The following is an 18,305-nucleotide window of genomic DNA, read 5'->3' as shown; positions in this document are numbered from 1 at the left end:
GTGAACGATCTTGCCGGAAAAGACGAGCCGAGGGTACGGCCGCAGGGCTCAGTCCGTTGGAGTCTGCTACGCGAGGTCGATTCCGGCCGAGCGCAGTCTTGCCTCGAACAACGCCGCCAGCCGGGTCCAGGCCGGCTTCTGCTCTTGTCCGTGCTGGCGGAGCAGGTCGTACCGGATCGCGGCGTCGGTGCGGGCCTGGAGTCCGGCCGGGATGGGCAGCAGCGAGGGATGGGCGAGGAAGTAGTCGGCCATGGCTGTGGCGAGTTCGTCGACCCGGGGGTCGTCCGGCTCCCACTCGGCGGCACACCACATGCGCTTGACCAAGGAGAAGTACCGAGGATCGCCGAGGGCGCGCTCGACCCGGGAGACATAGTCGTCGAAGCCCTCCGGCACCAGGGCTTTGATCAGCACCAGGCCCTCCCGGGCCATCGTCACGTCGTCCGGGGTGAAGCCGAGATCGGCGGCCACCCTGTCCAGCTTCGCGAGAACACGGTCGGGCAGCAGGGCCCGGTCGCCGGTGGCGAGCCGACGCAGCATGTCACGCCGCGCGATCAGATCGTCGATCCGATCGTTGAGGCGCCGTTCGACGTCGACGAGCGCGGCGGCGAACCGGTCAGGATCGGCGTCGAGTATCGCCCCGATCTCGGCCAGCGGTACGCCGGCGACGGCCAGCGTCCGGATTTGGATCAGCCGCAGCAGATCAGCTGATCCGTAGCGTCGGTAGCCGGAGCTGTCGCGGCAGGGTTCGTCGATCAGGCCGTGCTTGTGGTAGTGCCGCACGGTTTTCACCGTGACGCCGGCGAATGCCGCCGCCTGGCCGATCGTGACGCCGCCCGTCATCTGCTCCGCCGACCTCGTGATCGTGGGGTGCCGGCGAGCTCGCGAACGGCGTCGGCGACGGCACGGAAGTCCTTGCGCAGCATGTTGCCGTGGTTGCCGGCGACCTTCACGCTCATCTTGATGTTCGGGTTGCGGGCGAGCACTGGGGCGAGGGTGGCGCGCATGCTTTCCATCTCCTCCCGGCTGCCTCCGAGGTTGGCACCCGTGGCGACCACGTACCGGACCGGGAAGGTCACACCGTCCAGGACCGGGCCGAGGGCGGCGCAGATCTCGACGAGCTCGATGTTGCTCTGGGCATGCTGCTCGACGGACATATTCGCACACAGGTGCAGCGGGCGGAGCACTGGGAACAGCCAGCCCCACCGGCGAAACAGCCCCCGGATCCGTTCCGGGGTGACGGTGTCGGTCCACCCCCACGGGTAGGCACCGTCCACGGACACCATCCCCAGGACGCGGTCCGGATTCCGGCCGGCCCAGTGCAGCGCGACCGGCGCGCCGTAGGACCAGCCGACCAGAAGCGGCCGGTCCACGCCCCTGGCCGCCAGGACGGCGCCGACGTCACGGACGTGCGCCTCGAACGAAGCGGCTGCGGCCGAACGTCTTGATCGGCCGCGGGCCCGCATGTCGTAGGTGATGTGCCGGTAGTCGCCGCCGAGTTCGGCGATGACGCGCCGCCAGTACGCCTGCGTGGCGAACTGGCCATTGAGGTAGACCACGGGACGACCGGGCCCACCGGTGTCGGTCACGGCCAGCGCGGTGTCGTCGACCGGCACCATGCCGGCCCAGGTGGGGTTCGAGTCGGTCACCCGTTCAGCGTGCACCCTGACCTAAGGTCAACCTCAACCCCCAGGGTGACACCCATGCTCATCAGCGAGCCCTGGCCCTTGCCGGGAGTGTGAGGAATTCACTGCCGGATGGTGACGAATGCCTCTGGGCGCGGCGCGCCCCGGGTCCGGGCAGGTCAGCAGTCGCGCCCCGCGCGCAGCAACCCGTACGTGACCGCCTGCTCCAGCGCCTGCCACGAGGCGTCGATGATGTTCTCGGCGACGCCGACCGTGGCCCACTCGCCCGTGTCGTCGCTGGAGGTGATGAGGACACGGGTGATGGCGTCCGTGCCGTGCGTGTCCTCGAGTATGCGGACCTTGAAGTCCACCAGCTCCAGCCTGGCCAGCTCGGGATAGAGCTGCTCCAGCGCCAGCCGTACGGCCTTGTCCAGGGCGTTGACGGGGCCGTTGCCCTCGCCGGTGGCCACGATGCGCTCGCCCTTGGCGTGCACCTTGACCGTGGCCTCGCTGACCAGCTCGCCGCCCTTGGTGCGCTCGACGATGACGCGCCACGACTCGACCTCGAAGTGGCGCTTGCGCTCCCCGTGAACGGTGTCGCGCAGCAGCAGCTCGAACGACGCGTCGGCCGCCTCGAACGTGAAGCCCTTGGCCTCCAGCTCCTTGACCCGCGCGACCAGCGTCTTGGTGTGCTCGGGCGTGAGCTCGTAGCCCAGCTCGCGGCCCTTCAGCTCGACAGAGGCGCGCCCGGCCATGTCGGAGACGAGCATGCGCATGTCGTTGCCGACGGCGGCCGGGTCGATGTGCTGATAGAGGTTGGGGTCCACCTTGATGGCGCTGGCGTGCAGGCCGGCCTTGTGGGCGAAGGCGGACATGCCGACGTAGGGCGCATGGGAGTTGGGCGTGACGTTGGTGACCTCGGTGATCGCGTGGGCGATGCGGGTCATGTCGGCGAGCGCGGCCGGGGGCACGAGATCGAAGCCCCGCTTGAGCTGGAGGTTCGCGACCACAGTGAAGAGGTTGGCGTTGCCGGAGCGCTCGCCGTAGCCGTTGGCGCAGCCCTGGACGTGGGTGGCGCCCGCCTTGACGGCGGCCAGCGTGTTGGCGACCGCGCAGCCGGTGTCGTCGTGGCAGTGGATGCCGACGCGGGCGCCGGCCTGGACGGCCTCGTTGACGATGTCGGCCAGCTCGTCCGGGAGCATGCCACCGTTCGTGTCGCACAGGGCGATGACGTCGGCCCCGGCTTCGGCGGCCGTCCTCAGGACCTCCAGCGCGTAGGCTGGATTGGACTTGTAGCCGTCGAAGAAGTGCTCGGCGTCGAGGAAGACCCGCTGTCCCCCCGCACGAAGGTGAGAGACCGTATCGCGGATCATCGCGAGGTTCTCCTGGAGAGTCGTGCGGAGGGCCAGCTCCACGTGCCGGTCGTGGCTCTTGGCGACAAGGGTCACGACCGGCGCGCCGGATTCGCGCAAAGCGGCCACCAATGGGTCGTCGGCTGCCTTCACACCGGCCCGGCGGGTCGCACCGAACGCGGCGAGTTGCGCGTGCTTCAGGTCCAGCTCTGTTTGAGCACGCCTGAAGAACTCTGTGTCCTTGGGATTGGCGCCCGGCCAGCCCCCTTCGATGAAACCGACGCCCAGTCCGTCCAGGTGACGAGCGACGGCGAGCTTGTCGGCGACGGTCAGGTTGAGGCCCTCCTGCTGTGCGCCGTCACGCAGTGTCGTGTCGTAGACGTGGAACCGGTCGTCGGCCATGAAGTCTCACTTCTTTCTGGAAAACAAAAAGACCCCTCACGGACGTGAGAGGTCTGCGCGCTGGCGGTGTCCCTGCGTTAGCCAGCGCGCCTGCCGATAATGAGCAGACCGTAGAACATGGTGCCACCTAGTCTGCCATACGGATTCACCATCCGGCACACCGGTCTCACCCCGTGGGACATCAGACGGTGATGCCGCCGCCTCCGGTGATGGCGCGTTCGAGCGCGGCGGCGTCGAACGCCTCGTTGCCCAGGAGCCGCCCGTCGAGCACCACCGTCGGCGTGCCCTCCAGCCGGATCTTCGCGCTCTCCGCCACGTGCGCCTTGGCGTACGACTGCGACCGCACGCACTCGTCGACGGCCGCGCCCGCCTTTCTGGCGGCCTTGACCAGCTCCTCGACGGTGAAGCCGGACGCCACGCCGTGCGGCGCGGGCTGGATGGAGTACAGCTCGTCCCTGAAGGTCAGCCAGTTCTCCGCGGGGACGCAGCGGGCGGCCGCGGCGGCGCGGATGGAGTTGGAGCGCATGGGCTCGTCCTGGAAGATCGTCACAGGATGGAAGACGACCTTGACCTTGCCCGCGCGCGCCAGCCGCTGGATCGTGGCGTCGACCTTGGCGTGCATGTCCTTGCAGACCGGGCAGTCGAAGTCTTCGAACACGTCCAGCACTGGGGCGTCGCTCGACCTGTCCGCCAGCACTATGGAGCCGTCGGCCTGCTTGCTCAGCCGCACGCCTTCGGAGGACGCACCGCCCGGGCTCAACCACAGCCCGGCCACAACCGCACAGGCGGCCAGGACCGCCACCAATCGCTTCATCATCAGCGCAGACCCTATCGTGGGCACATGAAGGCAGACCTCATCGCACCCGCCGTTGCCCAGTACGTCTACGAGCACTCCACCAAGCCCGACGCTCTCCTGCAGGAGCTGTCGAAAGAGACCGCCGAGGTCGCGGGCGGCAACTTCGCCATGCAGATCTCCCCCGACCAGGGCGTGTTCCTCACCATGATCACCCAGATGACGGCGCCCGACGTGGTGGTGGAGGTGGGCACGTTCACCGGCTACTCGTCCCTGTGCATCGCCCGCGGCCTGTCCGGCGGCCGGTTGCACTGCTTCGACGTGAGCGAGGAGTGGACGTCGATCGCCCGCCGCTACTGGGCGAAGGGCGGTGTGGCGGACCGCGTGACGCTCACGCTCGGGCCGGCGCTGGAGACGCTGGCCGCGTTCGACCAGACCATCGACCTGGCCTTCCTGGACGCCGACAAGGGCAACTACCCCGGCTACTACGAACTGCTGATCGCGCGCATGCGGCCGGGCGGGCTGCTGATCGCGGACAACACCCTGCGCAGTGGGAACGTGGCCGATCCCGCGCACGACGAGCGGACGACTGTGGAGATCCGCGAGTTCAACGACCTGGTGATCGAGGATCCGCGGGTGACCGTGCTGATGTTGCCGGTCGCCGACGGCATGACCCTGATCAGGAAGAATCCGTAGCCCCCGGCGGGACCCGAGTCCCGCCGGTTCCGCCCGAACTAGACGATCTTGTGGATCCAGCTGTGGGCGTCGGGGCGGGCGCCGTACTGGATGCCGACCAGTTCCTCGCGCACCCGCATGGTCACCGGCCCGGGGGTGCCGTCGGCGACGGTCCAGGAGCGGTCGGCGCCCTTCACCGAGCCCACCGGCGTCACCACGGCCGCCGTGCCACAGGCGAAGACCTCCGTGAGCTCGCCCGACGCGCACGCCGACTGCCACTCCTCGACGGAGATGAGGCGCTCCTCGGTCTCCAGGCCGAGGTCACCGGCCAGCGACAGGATCGAGTCCCTGGTGATGCCGGGGAGCAGGGTGCCGGTCAGCGCGGGGGTGACGAGCTTGTCGCGGAAGACGAAGAACAGGTTCATGCCCCCCATCTCCTCGACGTACTCGTGCGCCTGGGCGTCCAGCCACACCACCTGGTCGCAGCCGTTCTCCACCGCCTGCCGCTGGGCGACGAACGCCGCCGCGTAGTTTCCGCCGCACTTGGCGAAGCCGGTGCCGCCGGGGGCGGCCCGGGTGTATTCGGTGGACAGCCAGACCGAGACGGGCTTGATGCCGCCCGTGAAGTACGAGGCCGCCGGCGAGGCGATCACCATGTACCTGTACGTCCTCGACGGGTAGTTGACCCCCAGCCCCGCCTGGGTGGCGATCATGAAGGGCCGCAGGTAGAGGCTGTGCCCCTCCGTGGTGGGCACCCACTCCTTGTCGGTCTCGACGAGGAGCTCCAGCGACTCCACGAACGTCTCCTCCGGCAGCTCGGGCATGGCCATGCGGGCGGCCGAGCGGTTGAAGCGGCCGGCGTTCGCATACGGACGGAACATCACGATCGAGCCGCTGATCTGGCGATAGGCCTTGAGGCCCTCGAACAGCTCCTGGGCGTAGTGGAAGACCGAGGTGGCCGGGTCGAGGGAGAGCGGCCCGTACGGCACGAGCCGGGCGTCATGCCAGCCCTGGCCCTCGGTGTAGTCGATCGAGATCATGTGATCGGTGAAGGACTGCCCGAATCCGGGGTTCGCCAGTACCTGCTCCCGCTCGGCCGCGGTGCGAGCGTGGTCGGATAGCTGCACGTCGAAGCTGAGCTTCTGAGCGATGGTCATGACGAAGGTCCTTCTCTCTGCGAATCTGCGAAATCTACCGGATCCGCGGATCTGGGAATCCGCGGTGCTGCGGCAGAACTGCCCGGAGGCAGCTCGGTACTTCCTATTGTCTCGCTATATGGGATGGCAAGCGGCCAATGGGCTGTTTCGGCTGTTTGGACGCGAAAAAGCGCCTGGCAGTCCTTCCTCGGACCGCCAGGCGCGTTCGGGGCTAGGCGGTCCTAGCCGGATACTCGCGCGGTGATGTCGTCGCCGATCTCGTGGGTGGAGCGGCCCGTCCAGCCGGCCAGCCTCTCCACGATGTCGTCGGCGACCGCCTGCTCGACCCTCGCCGCCTCGGTGTGCAGGCCGAGGTGGTCGAGGAGCATGGCGACGGACAGGATGGTCGCGGTCGGGTCGGCCTTGCCCTGCCCGGCGATGTCGGGCGCGCTGCCGTGCACCGGCTCGAACATGCTGGGCGAGGTGCGCTCGGGGTTGATGTTGCCGCTGGCGGCCAGGCCGATGCCGCCCGCGATGGCCGCGCCGAGGTCGGTGATGATGTCGCCGAACAGGTTGTCGGTGACGACCACGTCGAAGCGCTCCGGCTGCGTCACGAAGAACATCGAGGCCGCGTCGATGTGGGAGTAGTCGGTCGTGACCTCGGGGTATTCCTGCGCCAGGCGGTTGACCGTGCGCTGCCACAGGTCGCCCGCGTAGGTCAGGACGTTGGTCTTGTGGACGAGCGTGAGCTTCTTGCGCGGCCGCGTCATGGCCTTCTCGAACGCGTAACGCACCACGCGCTCGACGCCGTAGGCGGTGTTGAGCGACTCCTGGGTGGCGATCTCGTGCGGCGTGCCGCGCCGCATGGCGCCGCCGGTGCCGGCGTAGAGACCCTCGGTGCCCTCGCGGACCACGATCATGTCGATGTCCTCGGCGGGCGTGTCGGCCAGCGGGGTCTCCACCCCGGGGAACAGCTTGACCGGCCGCAGGTTGACGTAGTGGTCGAACTCGAAGCGGAGCCGCAGCAGCAGGTCGCGCTCCAGGATGCCCGGCGGCACGCTGGGGTCGCCCACGGCGCCGAGCAGGATCGCGTCGTAGCCGCGCAGCTCCTCGAGGACCGCGTCCGGCAGCGTCTCGCCGGTGCGGTGGTAGCGCGCGGCGCCCAGGTCGTAGTGGGTGGGCTCGATCTTCGTGCCCACGGCCTCCAGGACCTTGAGCCCCTCTGTCACGACCTCGGCGCCGATGCCGTCTCCAGGGATGACGGCCAGGCGGATGTTACGCGAATCCATGGCGGTACCTTACCGGCTCGTCTCGACTGACGAACACATCATCTCACTTTCCGGACTTCCGGTTTCACCTGACGAGCCTGGCGCGAGGCGCGCGTCACGCACGATGACGCAGCTCATCGGGCACAAGGCCGCCCCGCGCAGGGCGCTCGCCCCGGGCGTCAAGGCCCTGCCGGAGGTGAAGCGGACGGCGGTGTGCTAGCGGCCGGGGTTCTGGGGCGCGCCGCCGTTGTCCCGGCGGTCCAGCGCGGTCTGGACGGCCTCCGCGGCCTCGTCCTCATGTTCCTCGGCGCGGTTCCAGGCATACATCTCGTACATGGCTCTCATCTCGTTTCGCGGGCGCGTTCCAAATAGGGACTTCGGACCCTGTCCGACGTGCCGAGCAGACTCGGCAGGGCTGCGATGGATGTCCTCGCTGCGCTGCGGATCCATCGCAGCGCTCGCATCCGAACGGGGACCTGACCTCGCGGTCCGGGTCGCGGACCGAACGAAAGGGACTTACCGGCCGACGCAACGCCGCTCACCGCGGCGAGTCGTCGACCTGCCCTAACAGGCCTCGCCGCGGCAGGTAATGAGTACGAGCACCTGGCGCATTTGTAGTTACAGTACCCGAGGCATCTCGTTGGATGTCCTAGTATCTTGCATGCTGAGACAACAAAAGGCCGCCACCCCGGAGGGCGGCGGCCTTGACGAGGCGGAGGGCTCAGTCCTCCAGGTCCACCGAGCGGCCGCTCTCCGCGCCGATCTCGGCCATGATCTGCTCGATCACGTCGGCCGGGATCGCCGAGTCGACGGTCAGCGCGATGAGCGCCTTGCCGCCCTTGGTGGCGCGGGCCACCTGCATCGAGGCGATGTTGACGTGGTGCTCCCCGAGCAGGCGGCCGACCACGCCGACGATGCCGGGCCGGTCGGTGTAGGTGAAGAACGCCAGGTGGGCCGTCGGCTCGATCTCCATCTCGTAGCCGTTGACCTCGACGATCTTCGTGATCTGGCGCGGGCCGGACAGGGTGCCCGAGACCGAGACCTGGCGGCCGTCGGCGAGCACGCCGCGCACGGTCACCACGTTGCGCCAGTCGGGGCTCTCGGAGCTGGTGACCAGCTCGACGGCGATGCCGCGGTCCTTGGCCAGCAGCGGGGCGTTGACGTAGGTGACCTGCTCCTCGATCACGTCGGCGAACATGCCCTTGAGCGCGGCCAGCTCGATGACCCGCACGTCGTGGGAGGCGATCTCGCCGCGCACCTCGATGTCGAGCTTGGTGGCGACCTCGCCGGCCAGCGCGGTGAACACCCGGCCCAGCTTCTCCGCCAGCGGCAGGCCCGGCTTGACGTCCTCGGCCACCGCGCCGCCCTGGACGTTGACGGCGTCGGGCACGAACTCGCCGGCCAGCGCCAGCTTCACGCTCCGCGCGACCTGGGTGCCGGCCTTCTCCTGGGCCTCGTGCGTGGAGGCGCCGAGGTGCGGCGTGACGACGACCTCGTCCAGCTCGAACAGCGGACTGTCGGTGCACGGCTCCTTGGCGAACACGTCGAGACCCGCTCCCGCGACCCGCCCCTCCTTGATCGCCGAGTAGAGCGCGGCCTCGTCCACGATGCCGCCGCGGGCGACGTTGACGATGCGGACGGTCGGCTTGACCTGGTGCAGCTCCCGGTCGCCGATCAGCCCGAGGGTCTCCTTGGACTTGGGCAGGTGGACGGTGATGAAGTCGGCCTGCTTGAGCACCTCTTCGAGGCTGAGCAGCTTGACGCCCATCTGCGCGGCGCGAGCCGGCGGCAGGTAGGGGTCGTAGGCGATCAGCTCGACGCCGAACGGCTGCAGCCGCTGGGCCACCAGCTGACCGATCTTGCCCAGGCCGAGGATGCCGACGACCTTCTCGTCGAGCTCGACCCCGGTGTACTTGGACCGCTTCCACTCCCCGTTCTTCAGCGCGGCGTGGGCCTGGGCCGTGTTGCGCGCGCTGGCGAGGATGAGGGCGACGGTCTGCTCGGCGGCGCTGGTGATGTTGGAGGTCGGCGCGTTGACGACCATGACACCGGCCTTGGTGGCGGCCTCGACGTCGACGTTGTCGAGTCCGACGCCGGCGCGGGCGACCACGCGGAGCCTGGGCGCCGCGGCGATGGCCTCGGCGTCGACCTGCGTGGCGGAGCGGACGATCAGCGCGTCCACGCCCGCGAGAGCGGGCAGCAGCTGGGAACGGTCGGCGCCGTCGGTGTGGCGGACCTCGAAATCAGCGCCGAGCACGGCGAGGCCAGCCTCGGACAGCTCCTCTGCGACCAGAACGACGGGCTTGTTCACAGGTGTGGATCCTTTGGGGCATGCGACGGGTCTACGGGGGACACGTCCACGGATCCCCCGGCGGTCCCACCGAGTCTATCCGCCGCTTGTGAACGCGTTCACGAGGGACCCACCATGTGAGACAGCTCCGGGCGTACCCAGACGGCCGCAAAGTCATCCACTCTGCACCCATCTTTGTCTTGATCGGGAGATTTCTTCACCATTAGCCTGATAAGCCGTGGCCAACTACCTATGGTTCGTCATATGAGCATCGGGAATCCTGCGCTTGCCGACGTGCTCGCCCAGCATGGCACCCCCCGCCGCCTGCTGGGCGCCCTCGCAGACGGTGGTGTCCTGGTGGCAGTGCGACCAGACCGCTCGGTCGTCCTCGGGACGACACAGGCCGGTGACCGCGTGTTGCTGGGCTACACCAGCCCGGCCACCTACGCCCGTCACCGTGGCAGCCATTCCCTGTCGGCGTGCGACGCCGACACCATCCTGGACATCCAGCGCGTCACCGGCGTGCGGGAGATCGTGATCGACGCGGCCGGACCAGCCGCCGCGGCCGTGCCCATCGACGATCTCCAGCGCTTCCTCACCACGACGCGCACGGGGCCCACACCCGTCCTGTCGGGGGCGGTGCCCGCCGCCTACGCGACGGGCGCGATGGCCACCGTGTCGCGCGGTGCCGCGCTGGCCCAGGTGGCGCCGCCCAGTCCGGAGGCACCGGCGATCCCGTGGGTGCCCGCGCCCCGGCCGCACCTGTCGGGGCCGATGCAGCAGGTGGACCCGGGATACCGGCGGTGCACGCACCCGATCCTGCCCGCGCTGCGGCAGGCGATCGGGCAGTTGCTCATGGACTTCCCGCTCGTGCACCACGTCTGGATCTCGGAGGCCCGCACCGCGTCCGGGGTTCCGGGGATCATGCTGCATGTCAAGACGCACATGTCGGCGGCCGAGGACGTCGTACGCGACCTGCACCGCCTGGTGCGGGCGAGGCTGCCGCAGTTCGCGGCCAGTGGCGCGCCGATCCTCATGGCCAGGGTGGCGGACGCGCGCAGCGAGCAACGGATGATCGAGATCGGCGCTCACGTGGTCTGCGCCGACATGAGCGACTGACGCGCCGGCAGGAGGCGGAGGCCCGGGAAACTGGGCCTCCCCAAACGAGTGCTCGCTCGGCTTCAATGAGAGCATGATCACATCGGCGGTGAGCGCGCCCACGGTCCCCAGGAGCGTGCGCCTCGGCTACGGGGTGGGCTCCTTCTGCACGGCAACCGTCAACGCCGTGCCCGGGCTGCTCCTGCTGTACTACATGACCAACTTCCTGGCCGTGCCCGCGTGGCTGGCCGGCGTGGTGGTCACCGCGCCGAAGGTCTGGGACCTGGTCATCAATCCGCTGGTCGGGCGCTGGTCGGACCGCACCGTCTCGCGCTGGGGCCCGCGGCGGCCGTGGTTGCTGGCCGGGGCGTGCACGCTCCCGATCGCGTTCTTCCTGGTGTTCGCCGGGCCGCCGCTGACGGGCACCCCGGCCGCCGTCTACATCGGGGTGTGCTACCTGGCGACGGCGACGGCGTACGCGCTGTTCGAGGTCCCGTACAAGACGATGCCCGGCGAGATGACGCACGACTACCACGAGCGCACGTCGCTGCTGCAGTGGCGGATGGTGTTCATCGGCGCGGCCACCGCGATCAGCGGCGTGCTGGCGCCGGCCATCGCCACCAGCGAGGGCGACGACGGCACGCTGGGCAGCTACCGGCTGATGGCGATCACGATCGCGATCGTCATGTTCGCCGCCATGCTCGGCACCTTCTTCGGCACCGCCCGCGCGCCCATGACCGGCGCCCCGGAGGCGGACCGCGGCACGTGGCGGGAGCAGTTCGCGGCGATCAAGGGGAACCGGGCGTTCCTGTGGCTGACGATGCTGGCCTGCACGCAGATGCTCGCGGTGAGCATGATGCTGGCCGGGGCGCCGTACTTCGCCACGTACACCCTCGGCTCCCCCAAGGCCACGCAGACGCTCTTCGCCGCGCTGGTGGGGCCGATCCTGCTGACGATGCCGCTGTGGGTGCGGCTGGCCAGGCGGTACGACAAGCGCGGCGCGATGATCCTGGCGACGCTGCTGTTCGCGGGCGGCACCACGGCGACCATGGCGACCCCGCTGCTCGGCGGCGTGTGGGCACACATGATGATCGCGCTGGTCGGCGTCGGGTACTCGGGGCTGCAACTGCTGCAGTTCTCGATGCTGGCGGACGTGATCGCGGAGGACGCGGCGAAGACGGGCAAGCGGCGCGCCGGCGTGCTGACCGGGCTGTGGACGGCCATCGAGAGCGCGGTCGCCTCGTTCGGCGCGCTGATCTTCGGAGTGATCCTGTCGATCGGCGGCTTCATCGAGTCCGAGCCGAGCAGGCCGGTCCAGCAGCCGGACAGCGCGGGAACCGCGATCCTCATCGGTCAGACCACGATCCCCGCACTGATCATCTTGCTGTCGGTGCTGATGACGGTGAAGTACCGCCTCACGCCACCCGCCGCGCCGGCACCAGACGCGTCCGCGTGAACGCGCCCGCCACCAGCGCCGCCAGGAGCGGCAACCCGATCACCACCCCGGCCAGGAACAACCAGGGGACGTCGATCGTCGCGGGACCGAACGTGACCAAGGGCTCCCCCGGCTGACGAAAGCCGGCGGGCGTGGTCAGCGGCCAGGTCGCGACGATGCCGCTGACCGCGCCCGCCGCCAGCCCCACCACGGCGCCGAGGCCCGAGATGTACGCCGCCTGGGCCGCCACGACGAGCCTGCGCACCCGTGGCGCCCCGCCGACCGCCGACAGGGTGTCCAGGTCCTGTCGCATGTCCGCGGCGGCCAGGCCGGTGGCCGCGAACGTGCCGCCGAGCACGAGGACGAGCGCCGCGCCGAGGAGAATCAACAGGACGAAGAAACGATCTCCCTCGTAGCCTTGCTCCACGTGGACGAACGCCGTTTCCGCGCCCACGACCCGCAGGTCGGTCCGGAGGCGGTGCTCCTGGACGGTGACATTCACGTTCGCGGCGTAGAGGGCACGTGGCGCCGACTTGAATCCCGCCTGCGCCAGCGCTCCCACCGGGACGATGACGCCGCCCTGTTCCGCGTCGGCCCCGCGCGCCACCACGGCGGGCACCCGCCACACCTTGGCCGACGTCTTGCCTTCTGCGCCCCAGTAGCTCGCGCTCAGCTCGACCATGCCGTCGCGCACCACAGCGGGGTCGAACGCCACAACCTTGCCGGCCGCCAGCGCCGCCGCGGCCTGCGGATCCCGGCGTCCCTGCAGAAGGGCGAGCAGCCGCTCGTCGCCGACCGGCACCCAGGTCAAGAGAGCATGGGCACACTTGCTGGCGCAGGTCCTGTCACCGACGGTCAGAAGCACGTCCCGCCCCTGTGCGTCCTCCGGTTCCAGCCCCTCGACCAGGTCCACCCCGGGCAGCCGCTCCTGGACCGTCGCCCGGAGCCTGGCCCACGCTTGGTCGGACGTCCCTTTGCTGCGGATCGTCACGGTGCCCACGGGGACCACCGAGTCCCGGTTCGCCTCCCGGGCGGCGTAGGAGCTGCTGGCGCCGATGCCGAGCGTGACCGCCCCCATGGTGGCCGCCATGACGGCAGCGGCGGCGGAGGTGGTACGGACGCGGTGGCGGGAGGCGTCGCGTACGGACAGGCGCAGCGGGAGCGGCAGCCGCACGGCGAGCCGTCCCGTGGCCCGGACCAGCCACGGCATCAGCGCGACCAGGCCGAGCACGAGCAGCAAGGCGGAGGCCGCCACGGACAGCACGCCGTGGCTCATGGCGTAGAGGTTGCCGCCGAGCCCGAGCGCCACCAGCACGATCCCGAGCACGGGGCGCCCCGCGCGGTCGCGCGTGTCCACGGCGGCGCGCCCGGCCAGCACCTGTACGTGACTCTGCCGGCTCGCCTGGACCGCGGGCACCAGCGCGGCGGTCAGCCCGCTGATCAGGCCGAGGAAGGCCACCCCGAGCACTTGCAGCCACGGAACGTCCAGGGGGCCGTGCTGCCAGTCCAGCGCCCGGGCCGCGGCCCACTCCACCAGCGCCCCCGCGCCGATGCCGAGGGCGGACCCGAGCAGCGCGGCCATGCCGCCGAGCACGAGACCGTCGGCCAGCACGATCGTCTGGAGCTGCGGGCCGTTCGCGCCCTGCGCCGCGATCATCGCCAGCTCCCTGCGTCTGCGCCGCAGCCCGACGGCGAAGGCGGGTCCGGCGAGCAGGACGGTCTCGGTGACGACGAGCACGACGGCGATGCCGGCCCAGGCCAGCCCGCGAACGCCGTCGTCCGGGGTGCGGTCCGCTCGGTCGAGTTCGGCCGGCGTCGCGCTCTCGATCACGGCGCGGGAGCTGACGGCCAGTCCTGCCTGGTTCAGCCGCCGGATGTCGGCCCGCTGCACGGGAGCGGGCGTGTCGATCAGCCAGCCGCTGCTGTTGCCGTCGTTCTGGTGCTGCAGCAACCCTTCCGGCAGCGCGACCATCTCGCGCAGGCCCGGGCGGTTCGGATGCTCGACCACGCCGACCACCCGCACGGTGCGATCCGGCCGGAACACCTTGATCGTGCTGCCGATCGTGTTGCCTATGTCGATCATCTCGGGGGACACGGCGACCTCGCCGGGGGCGGATGGAAGCCTGCCCTCGACGAGGGGACGCATCCCGCTGGTCATGGGGTCGCGCAGGTCCACCTCGTACACGTCCACGTGGTCCCAGCCGTCCGCCAGCTTGGCCTCCACGAGGCTGGACTGATAGCGGAGCAGGCGGCCGTCGAGCAGCGTGCTGATCTCGGCGGGCGTCCACGGACGCTCCGCACGCTCCTTCGGCTGCTGGAAGGTGACGCCACCGACGTAGTCCTGCCGGATCGGGTTGCGGCTGGGGAGGGTGTCGATGCGGGCGTCGGCCGCGCCCAGTAAGGAGTCCAGCTTGTCCCGCGGGGCGGCGTCCGTGGTGGCGGCGCCGGTGAGCACCGCCGTGATGATCAGCACGGGCAGGCCGATCATCACCATGATCAACGTACTGCGGCCCTTGAAGCGCAGCGCGTCCCTGCGCGAGATCCGCAGCGCGGCGCGGAAGGTGCTCATCGGGCGCTCTCCAGCCGCACGGCGTTCGACTCGGCGATCAGCCCGTCGCGCAGGTAGATCACGCGGTCGGCCCAGGCCGCGTAGCGGGGCTCGTGGGTGACGAGCAGCACCGCCACGCCGTCCTCGTCGCAGCGGGAGCGCAGCAGCTGCAGGATTCCGTCGCCGGTGGCGGTGTCGAGCGCGCCGGTCGGCTCGTCGGCCAGCACCAGGCGGCGATCCCCGACCAGCGCCCTGGCGACGGCCACCCGCTGGCGCTGGCCGCCGGACAGCTCCTCGGGGAAGCGGTCGGCGATCTCCTCGGCCCCCACGTCGGCCAGCGCGGTCAGCGCCTCGGCGCGCGCCCGTCCCGTCCGGACGCCGTCGAGCTCCCTGGGAAGCATCACGTTCTCGGCGGCCGTCAGGGACGGGATCAGGTTGAGGTCCTGGAAGACGTATCCGACGCTGCCGCGCCTGAGCGCGGCCAGGTCCTTCACCTCGGCGAGATCGCGCCCCTCGATCGTCACGCTGCCGGAGGTGGGCCTGTCGAGGCCGCCGGCCAGGTTGAGCAGCGTCGACTTGCCCGAGCCCGACGGGCCCATCACCGCGACCAGCTCCCCGCTCGCCACCTCCAGGCTCACGCCCCTGAGCGCGTGCACCGGGCCGTGTTCGCGGGTCACTTCTCGCAACCTCACCACAGTCATGCGTTCTTCTCCTTGGAAACGGCCTCGCAGTGGTCCAGCCAGCGCTGCTCCGCCTCGGCCTTGAAAATCAGCGAATCGATGACCAGCCGCTGCGCGGACCCTCCGGTGGTGGCCCGCTTGGCCTGGGTGAGCTCCTGCAGCCCGCGCATGGTCGCCATGCGCTGGGTGTGGATGACCTCGCCCACGTCGACGTCCGCGGCGGCCACGGCCATCGCGATCTTGATGGCGAGTTCGTCCCGAGGCCGGTCGCTCTGGGCGACGGGGGTGCTGAACCATCGCTCCAGCTCCGCAAGACCGGCCTCGGTGATCGTGTAGACGGCTCGGCCCTGCTCGTCGGCACCGTCCGGTGCGACAAGCCCGTCGCGTTCCAGCCGCGAGAGCGTCGTGTAGACCTGGCCGATGTTGAGCGGCCAGGTCGCCCCCGTCGACGCCTCGAACTCCACCCGCAACTGGTAGCCGTAGCGCGGTCCGCTGCTCAGCAACGCGAGCAGTCCGTGTCTGATCGACATGGATACTGAGTATGCATACCGAGTATGCTCCGCGCAAGTGATCCGGTTTTCTGGACACGAGCGAAATTCGGCCCGATACTCGCTACATGAGCTCGACCCATCCGCCCTTTCGCGCATCCGACGGGGAACGTGACCGTGCGATCGACGAGCTCAAGGATCGCGCCGTAGAAGGCCGGATCTCCCACGACACCTTCGTCGGCCGCGTTGACCAGGCGTTGCGGGCACGCAACCAGTGGGAGCTCGACGAGCTGGTGGCCGACCTGCCGCGGCGGCCGACGATCCGGCAGCGGCTGACGGACGCGGTGGCGTCGGTGTCAGAGTTCACCACCAAGCTGCAGACCGCCTGGCGGCGGCCGCGGCTGCCGCGTTTAGCCCTGCCCGACGACGATCGGCTGCGTTATGTGGTGGGGCGGGGCTCCGCCTGCGATCTCGTGCTTTCCGACCTGACCGTGTCCCGGGTCCACGCCGAGCTGCGGCGGCAGGACGACGGCGGGTGGATGCTGGTCGATCTGGGCTCACTCAACGGGACACGATTGAACGGGTGGCGGCTCGTGGGGCCCGCCCGGGTGAAGTCGGGCGACGAGATCTCGTTCGGCGACTGCGGCTTCCTGGTGACCGCGAGCCTGCCTTCCGTCTGACCTGCCGGTCCGCGCCGACGTGCGCCGACGGACAGCTCGCCGTGCCCCGGAACCGCAGGCGTGCCGGCCGTGAGGTGCCGGGCGGACTCCTGTGCGTGGGGAGAAATACGGATATTTGCGTATTGCACGGGGGCGACGGTGATTCATGCTCTCATGCGAGCCCCCAGTCATTTGGAGTTCCCATGCGGCGCACCTCTGCATCCCTCGTCGCGGGCGCGCTCGTCGCAGCCCTCGCGTGGGCGTCCAGCCCCTCCTTACCCGCCGTCGCCCTCGACCCCTCGGCCGGCGTCGCCGACCTGACGCAGGACATCAACCAGATCCTCAGCGACTCGCGCCTCACGATCGCCAGAGCGGGCGTCGTGGTCAAGAGCGCCCAGACCGGCGAGGAGCTGTACGCCACCGACGCCGGCAAGCTGCTCCTCCCGGCGTCCAACACCAAGCTGTTCACCTCGGCCGCCGCAGCGGAGACGCTCGGCCTCGACTACCGCTTCCCCACCACCGTCCTGAGCGACGGCCGCAGGGCCGGCTCGATCCTGACCGGCGACCTGGTGTTACGCGGCACCGGCGATCCGACCATGCTGGCCGGCGACTACGACGCGCTGGCGGCGAAGGTCGCGGCGGCGGGCGTCAAGGTCGTCGCGGGCAAGCTGGTGGCCGACGACACCTGGTTCGACTCCCAGCGGCTCGGCAACGACTGGTCGTGGGACGACGAGACCGCCTACTACGCCGCGCCCATCTCCGCCCTGACCGCCTCGCCCGACCGCGACTACGACGCGGGCTCGGTGATCGTCGCGGTGGCCGCCGACGGCGACAAGGTCAAGGTCTCCACGACGCCGGAGACCGGCTACCTGAAGATCGTCAACAGGGCCACGGTGGGCTCGAGGACGAACGTGCTCATCGAGCGGCAGCACGGCACGCGGACGGTCGTGATCACCGGTACGGTGGCGGACCCGTACCAGGAGTGGGTGGCCGTGGACGACGCCACCGCGTACGTCTCCTCGCTGTTTCGCAAGTCGCTGGCCAAGCACGGCGTCAAGATCCTCGGACCGACCACGACCGGGGCGGCTCCCGAGGGTGCCAAGGAGCTGGCGAAGCACGAGTCGATGACGCTGGGCGAGTTGCTGGTGCCGTTCATGAAGCTGAGCAACAACATCCACGCCGAGATCCTCACCAAGGCCATGGGCCGCAAGGTCGCGAACCAGGGCACGTGGTCGGCCGGGCTCAAGGTCAGCACCGACTTCGCCAGGGCGAACGGCGTGCAGGTGATCAACATGCGGGACGGCTCCGGCCTGTCCCGCCGCGACGGGTTCTCGCCCGGCTCGATCGCGCAGCTGCTGACCGCCGTACGCGGCAAGCCGTGGTTCCCGACGTGGTACGAGTCCCTCCCCATCGCCGGCAACGCCGACCGCTTCGTCGGCGGCACGCTGCGCAGCCGGATGCGGAACACACCGGCCGCGAACAACGTCCACGCCAAGACCGGCTCGCTGACCGGAGTGACGGCGCTGTCCGGGTACGTCACGAGCGCCGACGGCGAGCCGCTGATCTTCTCGATCATGCTGAACCAGTACCTGTCCGGCTCACCCAAGGACATCGAGGACAAGATCGCCATCCGGCTCGCGCAGTTCTCCCGCGCCAACCCGGTCAACACCACGGCCCGGCTCGGCGCCGCGGACGACGCCTCGGCAGGCGACCTCGAATGCTCGTGGCTGAAGCCCGTACAGTGCTAGCCGGCTCCTGACCCACCCCGCCGCCCCCTGACGTTCAGGGGGCCTGTGACTTGGCGCTTCAGTTGGCGGGAATCGCCCGCTGAAGCGCTGAGCCATGACAATTGATCGTCA

Annotated in this window: 15 protein-coding genes; 5 read left to right on the top strand and 10 right to left on the bottom strand. The window is 69.8% G+C overall.

Going from position 1 to position 18,305, the window contains the following annotated elements:
• Nucleotides 1-66: 66 nt before the first annotated feature.
• The 4 genes from ACIBX3_RS30625 to ACIBX3_RS30610 form a co-directional block, all read right to left on the bottom strand.
• Nucleotides 67-840: a MerR family transcriptional regulator gene (locus ACIBX3_RS30625; protein ID WP_397122975.1), complete on the bottom strand. Its 774-nt coding sequence runs from the start codon at nucleotides 838-840 to the stop codon at nucleotides 67-69.
• Nucleotides 837-1,646 carry an alpha/beta fold hydrolase gene (locus tag ACIBX3_RS30620; RefSeq protein ID WP_397122973.1) on the bottom strand — a complete coding sequence of 270 codons (810 nt, stop codon included), beginning with the start codon at nucleotides 1,644-1,646 and terminating at the stop codon, nucleotides 837-839. Before ACIBX3_RS30620 ends, ACIBX3_RS30625 begins: the two co-directional genes overlap by 4 nt.
• A 155-nt stretch (nucleotides 1,647-1,801) precedes the next feature.
• Complete coding sequence (cimA, locus tag ACIBX3_RS30615; protein ID WP_397122971.1) at nucleotides 1,802-3,376, bottom strand: citramalate synthase; 1,575 nt, start codon at nucleotides 3,374-3,376, stop codon at nucleotides 1,802-1,804.
• Nucleotides 3,377-3,557: 181 nt separating this feature from the next.
• Complete coding sequence (locus ACIBX3_RS30610; protein ID WP_397122969.1) at nucleotides 3,558-4,193, bottom strand: DsbA family protein; 636 nt, start codon at nucleotides 4,191-4,193, stop codon at nucleotides 3,558-3,560.
• Between the two features lie 24 nt (nucleotides 4,194-4,217).
• On the opposite strand from ACIBX3_RS30610, the gene ACIBX3_RS30605 reads away from it, so the two are divergent.
• Nucleotides 4,218-4,865 (top strand): O-methyltransferase, encoded by a 648-nt coding sequence (locus ACIBX3_RS30605; RefSeq protein WP_397122967.1) that lies wholly within the window; start codon nucleotides 4,218-4,220, stop codon nucleotides 4,863-4,865.
• Between the two features lie 38 nt (nucleotides 4,866-4,903).
• On the opposite strand, the gene ACIBX3_RS30600 is transcribed toward ACIBX3_RS30605, so the two are convergent.
• The 3 genes from ACIBX3_RS30600 to serA form a co-directional block, all read right to left on the bottom strand.
• The gene (locus ACIBX3_RS30600) at nucleotides 4,904-6,001 is read right to left on the bottom strand and encodes a branched-chain amino acid aminotransferase (protein WP_397122965.1); all 1,098 of its coding nucleotides are present in this window, start codon (nucleotides 5,999-6,001) and stop codon (nucleotides 4,904-4,906) included.
• 221 nt (nucleotides 6,002-6,222) lie between these two features.
• The gene (locus ACIBX3_RS30595) at nucleotides 6,223-7,269 is read right to left on the bottom strand and encodes a 3-isopropylmalate dehydrogenase (RefSeq protein WP_397122963.1); all 1,047 of its coding nucleotides are present in this window, start codon (nucleotides 7,267-7,269) and stop codon (nucleotides 6,223-6,225) included.
• Nucleotides 7,270-7,969: 700 nt separating this feature from the next.
• Nucleotides 7,970-9,559, bottom strand: a complete 1,590-nt coding sequence (serA, locus tag ACIBX3_RS30590) for a phosphoglycerate dehydrogenase (RefSeq protein WP_397122961.1) — start codon at nucleotides 9,557-9,559, stop codon at nucleotides 7,970-7,972.
• 243 nt (nucleotides 9,560-9,802) lie between these two features.
• Here serA and ACIBX3_RS30585 point away from each other — a divergent pair, with 243 nt between their 5' ends.
• Nucleotides 9,803-10,657: a hypothetical protein gene (locus tag ACIBX3_RS30585; protein ID WP_397122959.1), complete on the top strand. Its 855-nt coding sequence runs from the start codon at nucleotides 9,803-9,805 to the stop codon at nucleotides 10,655-10,657.
• 73 nt (nucleotides 10,658-10,730) lie between these two features.
• Complete coding sequence (locus tag ACIBX3_RS30580; RefSeq protein WP_397122957.1) at nucleotides 10,731-12,092, top strand: MFS transporter; 1,362 nt, start codon at nucleotides 10,731-10,733, stop codon at nucleotides 12,090-12,092.
• Here ACIBX3_RS30580 and ACIBX3_RS30575 read toward each other — a convergent pair.
• From ACIBX3_RS30575 to ACIBX3_RS30565, 3 genes are read right to left on the bottom strand one after another with little or no spacing between them, the layout of a single operon-like run.
• Complete coding sequence (locus ACIBX3_RS30575) at nucleotides 12,052-14,640, bottom strand: FtsX-like permease family protein (protein ID WP_397122955.1); 2,589 nt, start codon at nucleotides 14,638-14,640, stop codon at nucleotides 12,052-12,054. The two genes, ACIBX3_RS30580 and ACIBX3_RS30575, sit on opposite strands and share 41 nt — an antisense overlap.
• Nucleotides 14,637-15,320 carry an ABC transporter ATP-binding protein gene (locus tag ACIBX3_RS30570; protein ID WP_397122953.1) on the bottom strand — a complete coding sequence of 228 codons (684 nt, stop codon included), beginning with the start codon at nucleotides 15,318-15,320 and terminating at the stop codon, nucleotides 14,637-14,639. Before ACIBX3_RS30570 ends, ACIBX3_RS30575 begins: the two co-directional genes overlap by 4 nt.
• Nucleotides 15,317-15,829: a PadR family transcriptional regulator gene (locus ACIBX3_RS30565; RefSeq protein WP_397122951.1), complete on the bottom strand. Its 513-nt coding sequence runs from the start codon at nucleotides 15,827-15,829 to the stop codon at nucleotides 15,317-15,319. The genes ACIBX3_RS30570 and ACIBX3_RS30565 overlap by 4 nt, the downstream gene beginning before the upstream one ends.
• A gap of 86 nt (nucleotides 15,830-15,915) precedes the next feature.
• Between ACIBX3_RS30565 and ACIBX3_RS30560 the strand changes: the two genes are divergently transcribed.
• Both ACIBX3_RS30560 and dacB read left to right on the top strand, forming a co-directional pair.
• Nucleotides 15,916-16,467, top strand: coding sequence for an FHA domain-containing protein (locus ACIBX3_RS30560; RefSeq protein ID WP_397122949.1), 552 nt, complete (start codon nucleotides 15,916-15,918; stop codon nucleotides 16,465-16,467).
• 182 nt (nucleotides 16,468-16,649) lie between these two features.
• Nucleotides 16,650-18,194, top strand: a complete 1,545-nt coding sequence (gene dacB, locus ACIBX3_RS30555; protein WP_397122947.1) for a D-alanyl-D-alanine carboxypeptidase/D-alanyl-D-alanine-endopeptidase — start codon at nucleotides 16,650-16,652, stop codon at nucleotides 18,192-18,194.
• Nucleotides 18,195-18,305: the final 111 nt, after the last annotated feature.

This window comes from Nonomuraea sp. NPDC049480 (genome assembly GCF_044465905.1).
In the GTDB taxonomy this organism is placed as follows: domain Bacteria; phylum Actinomycetota; class Actinomycetes; order Streptosporangiales; family Streptosporangiaceae; genus Nonomuraea.
The sequence above is the reverse complement of the archived record's forward strand: the minus strand, read 5'-3'. Positions and strand labels throughout refer to the sequence as shown.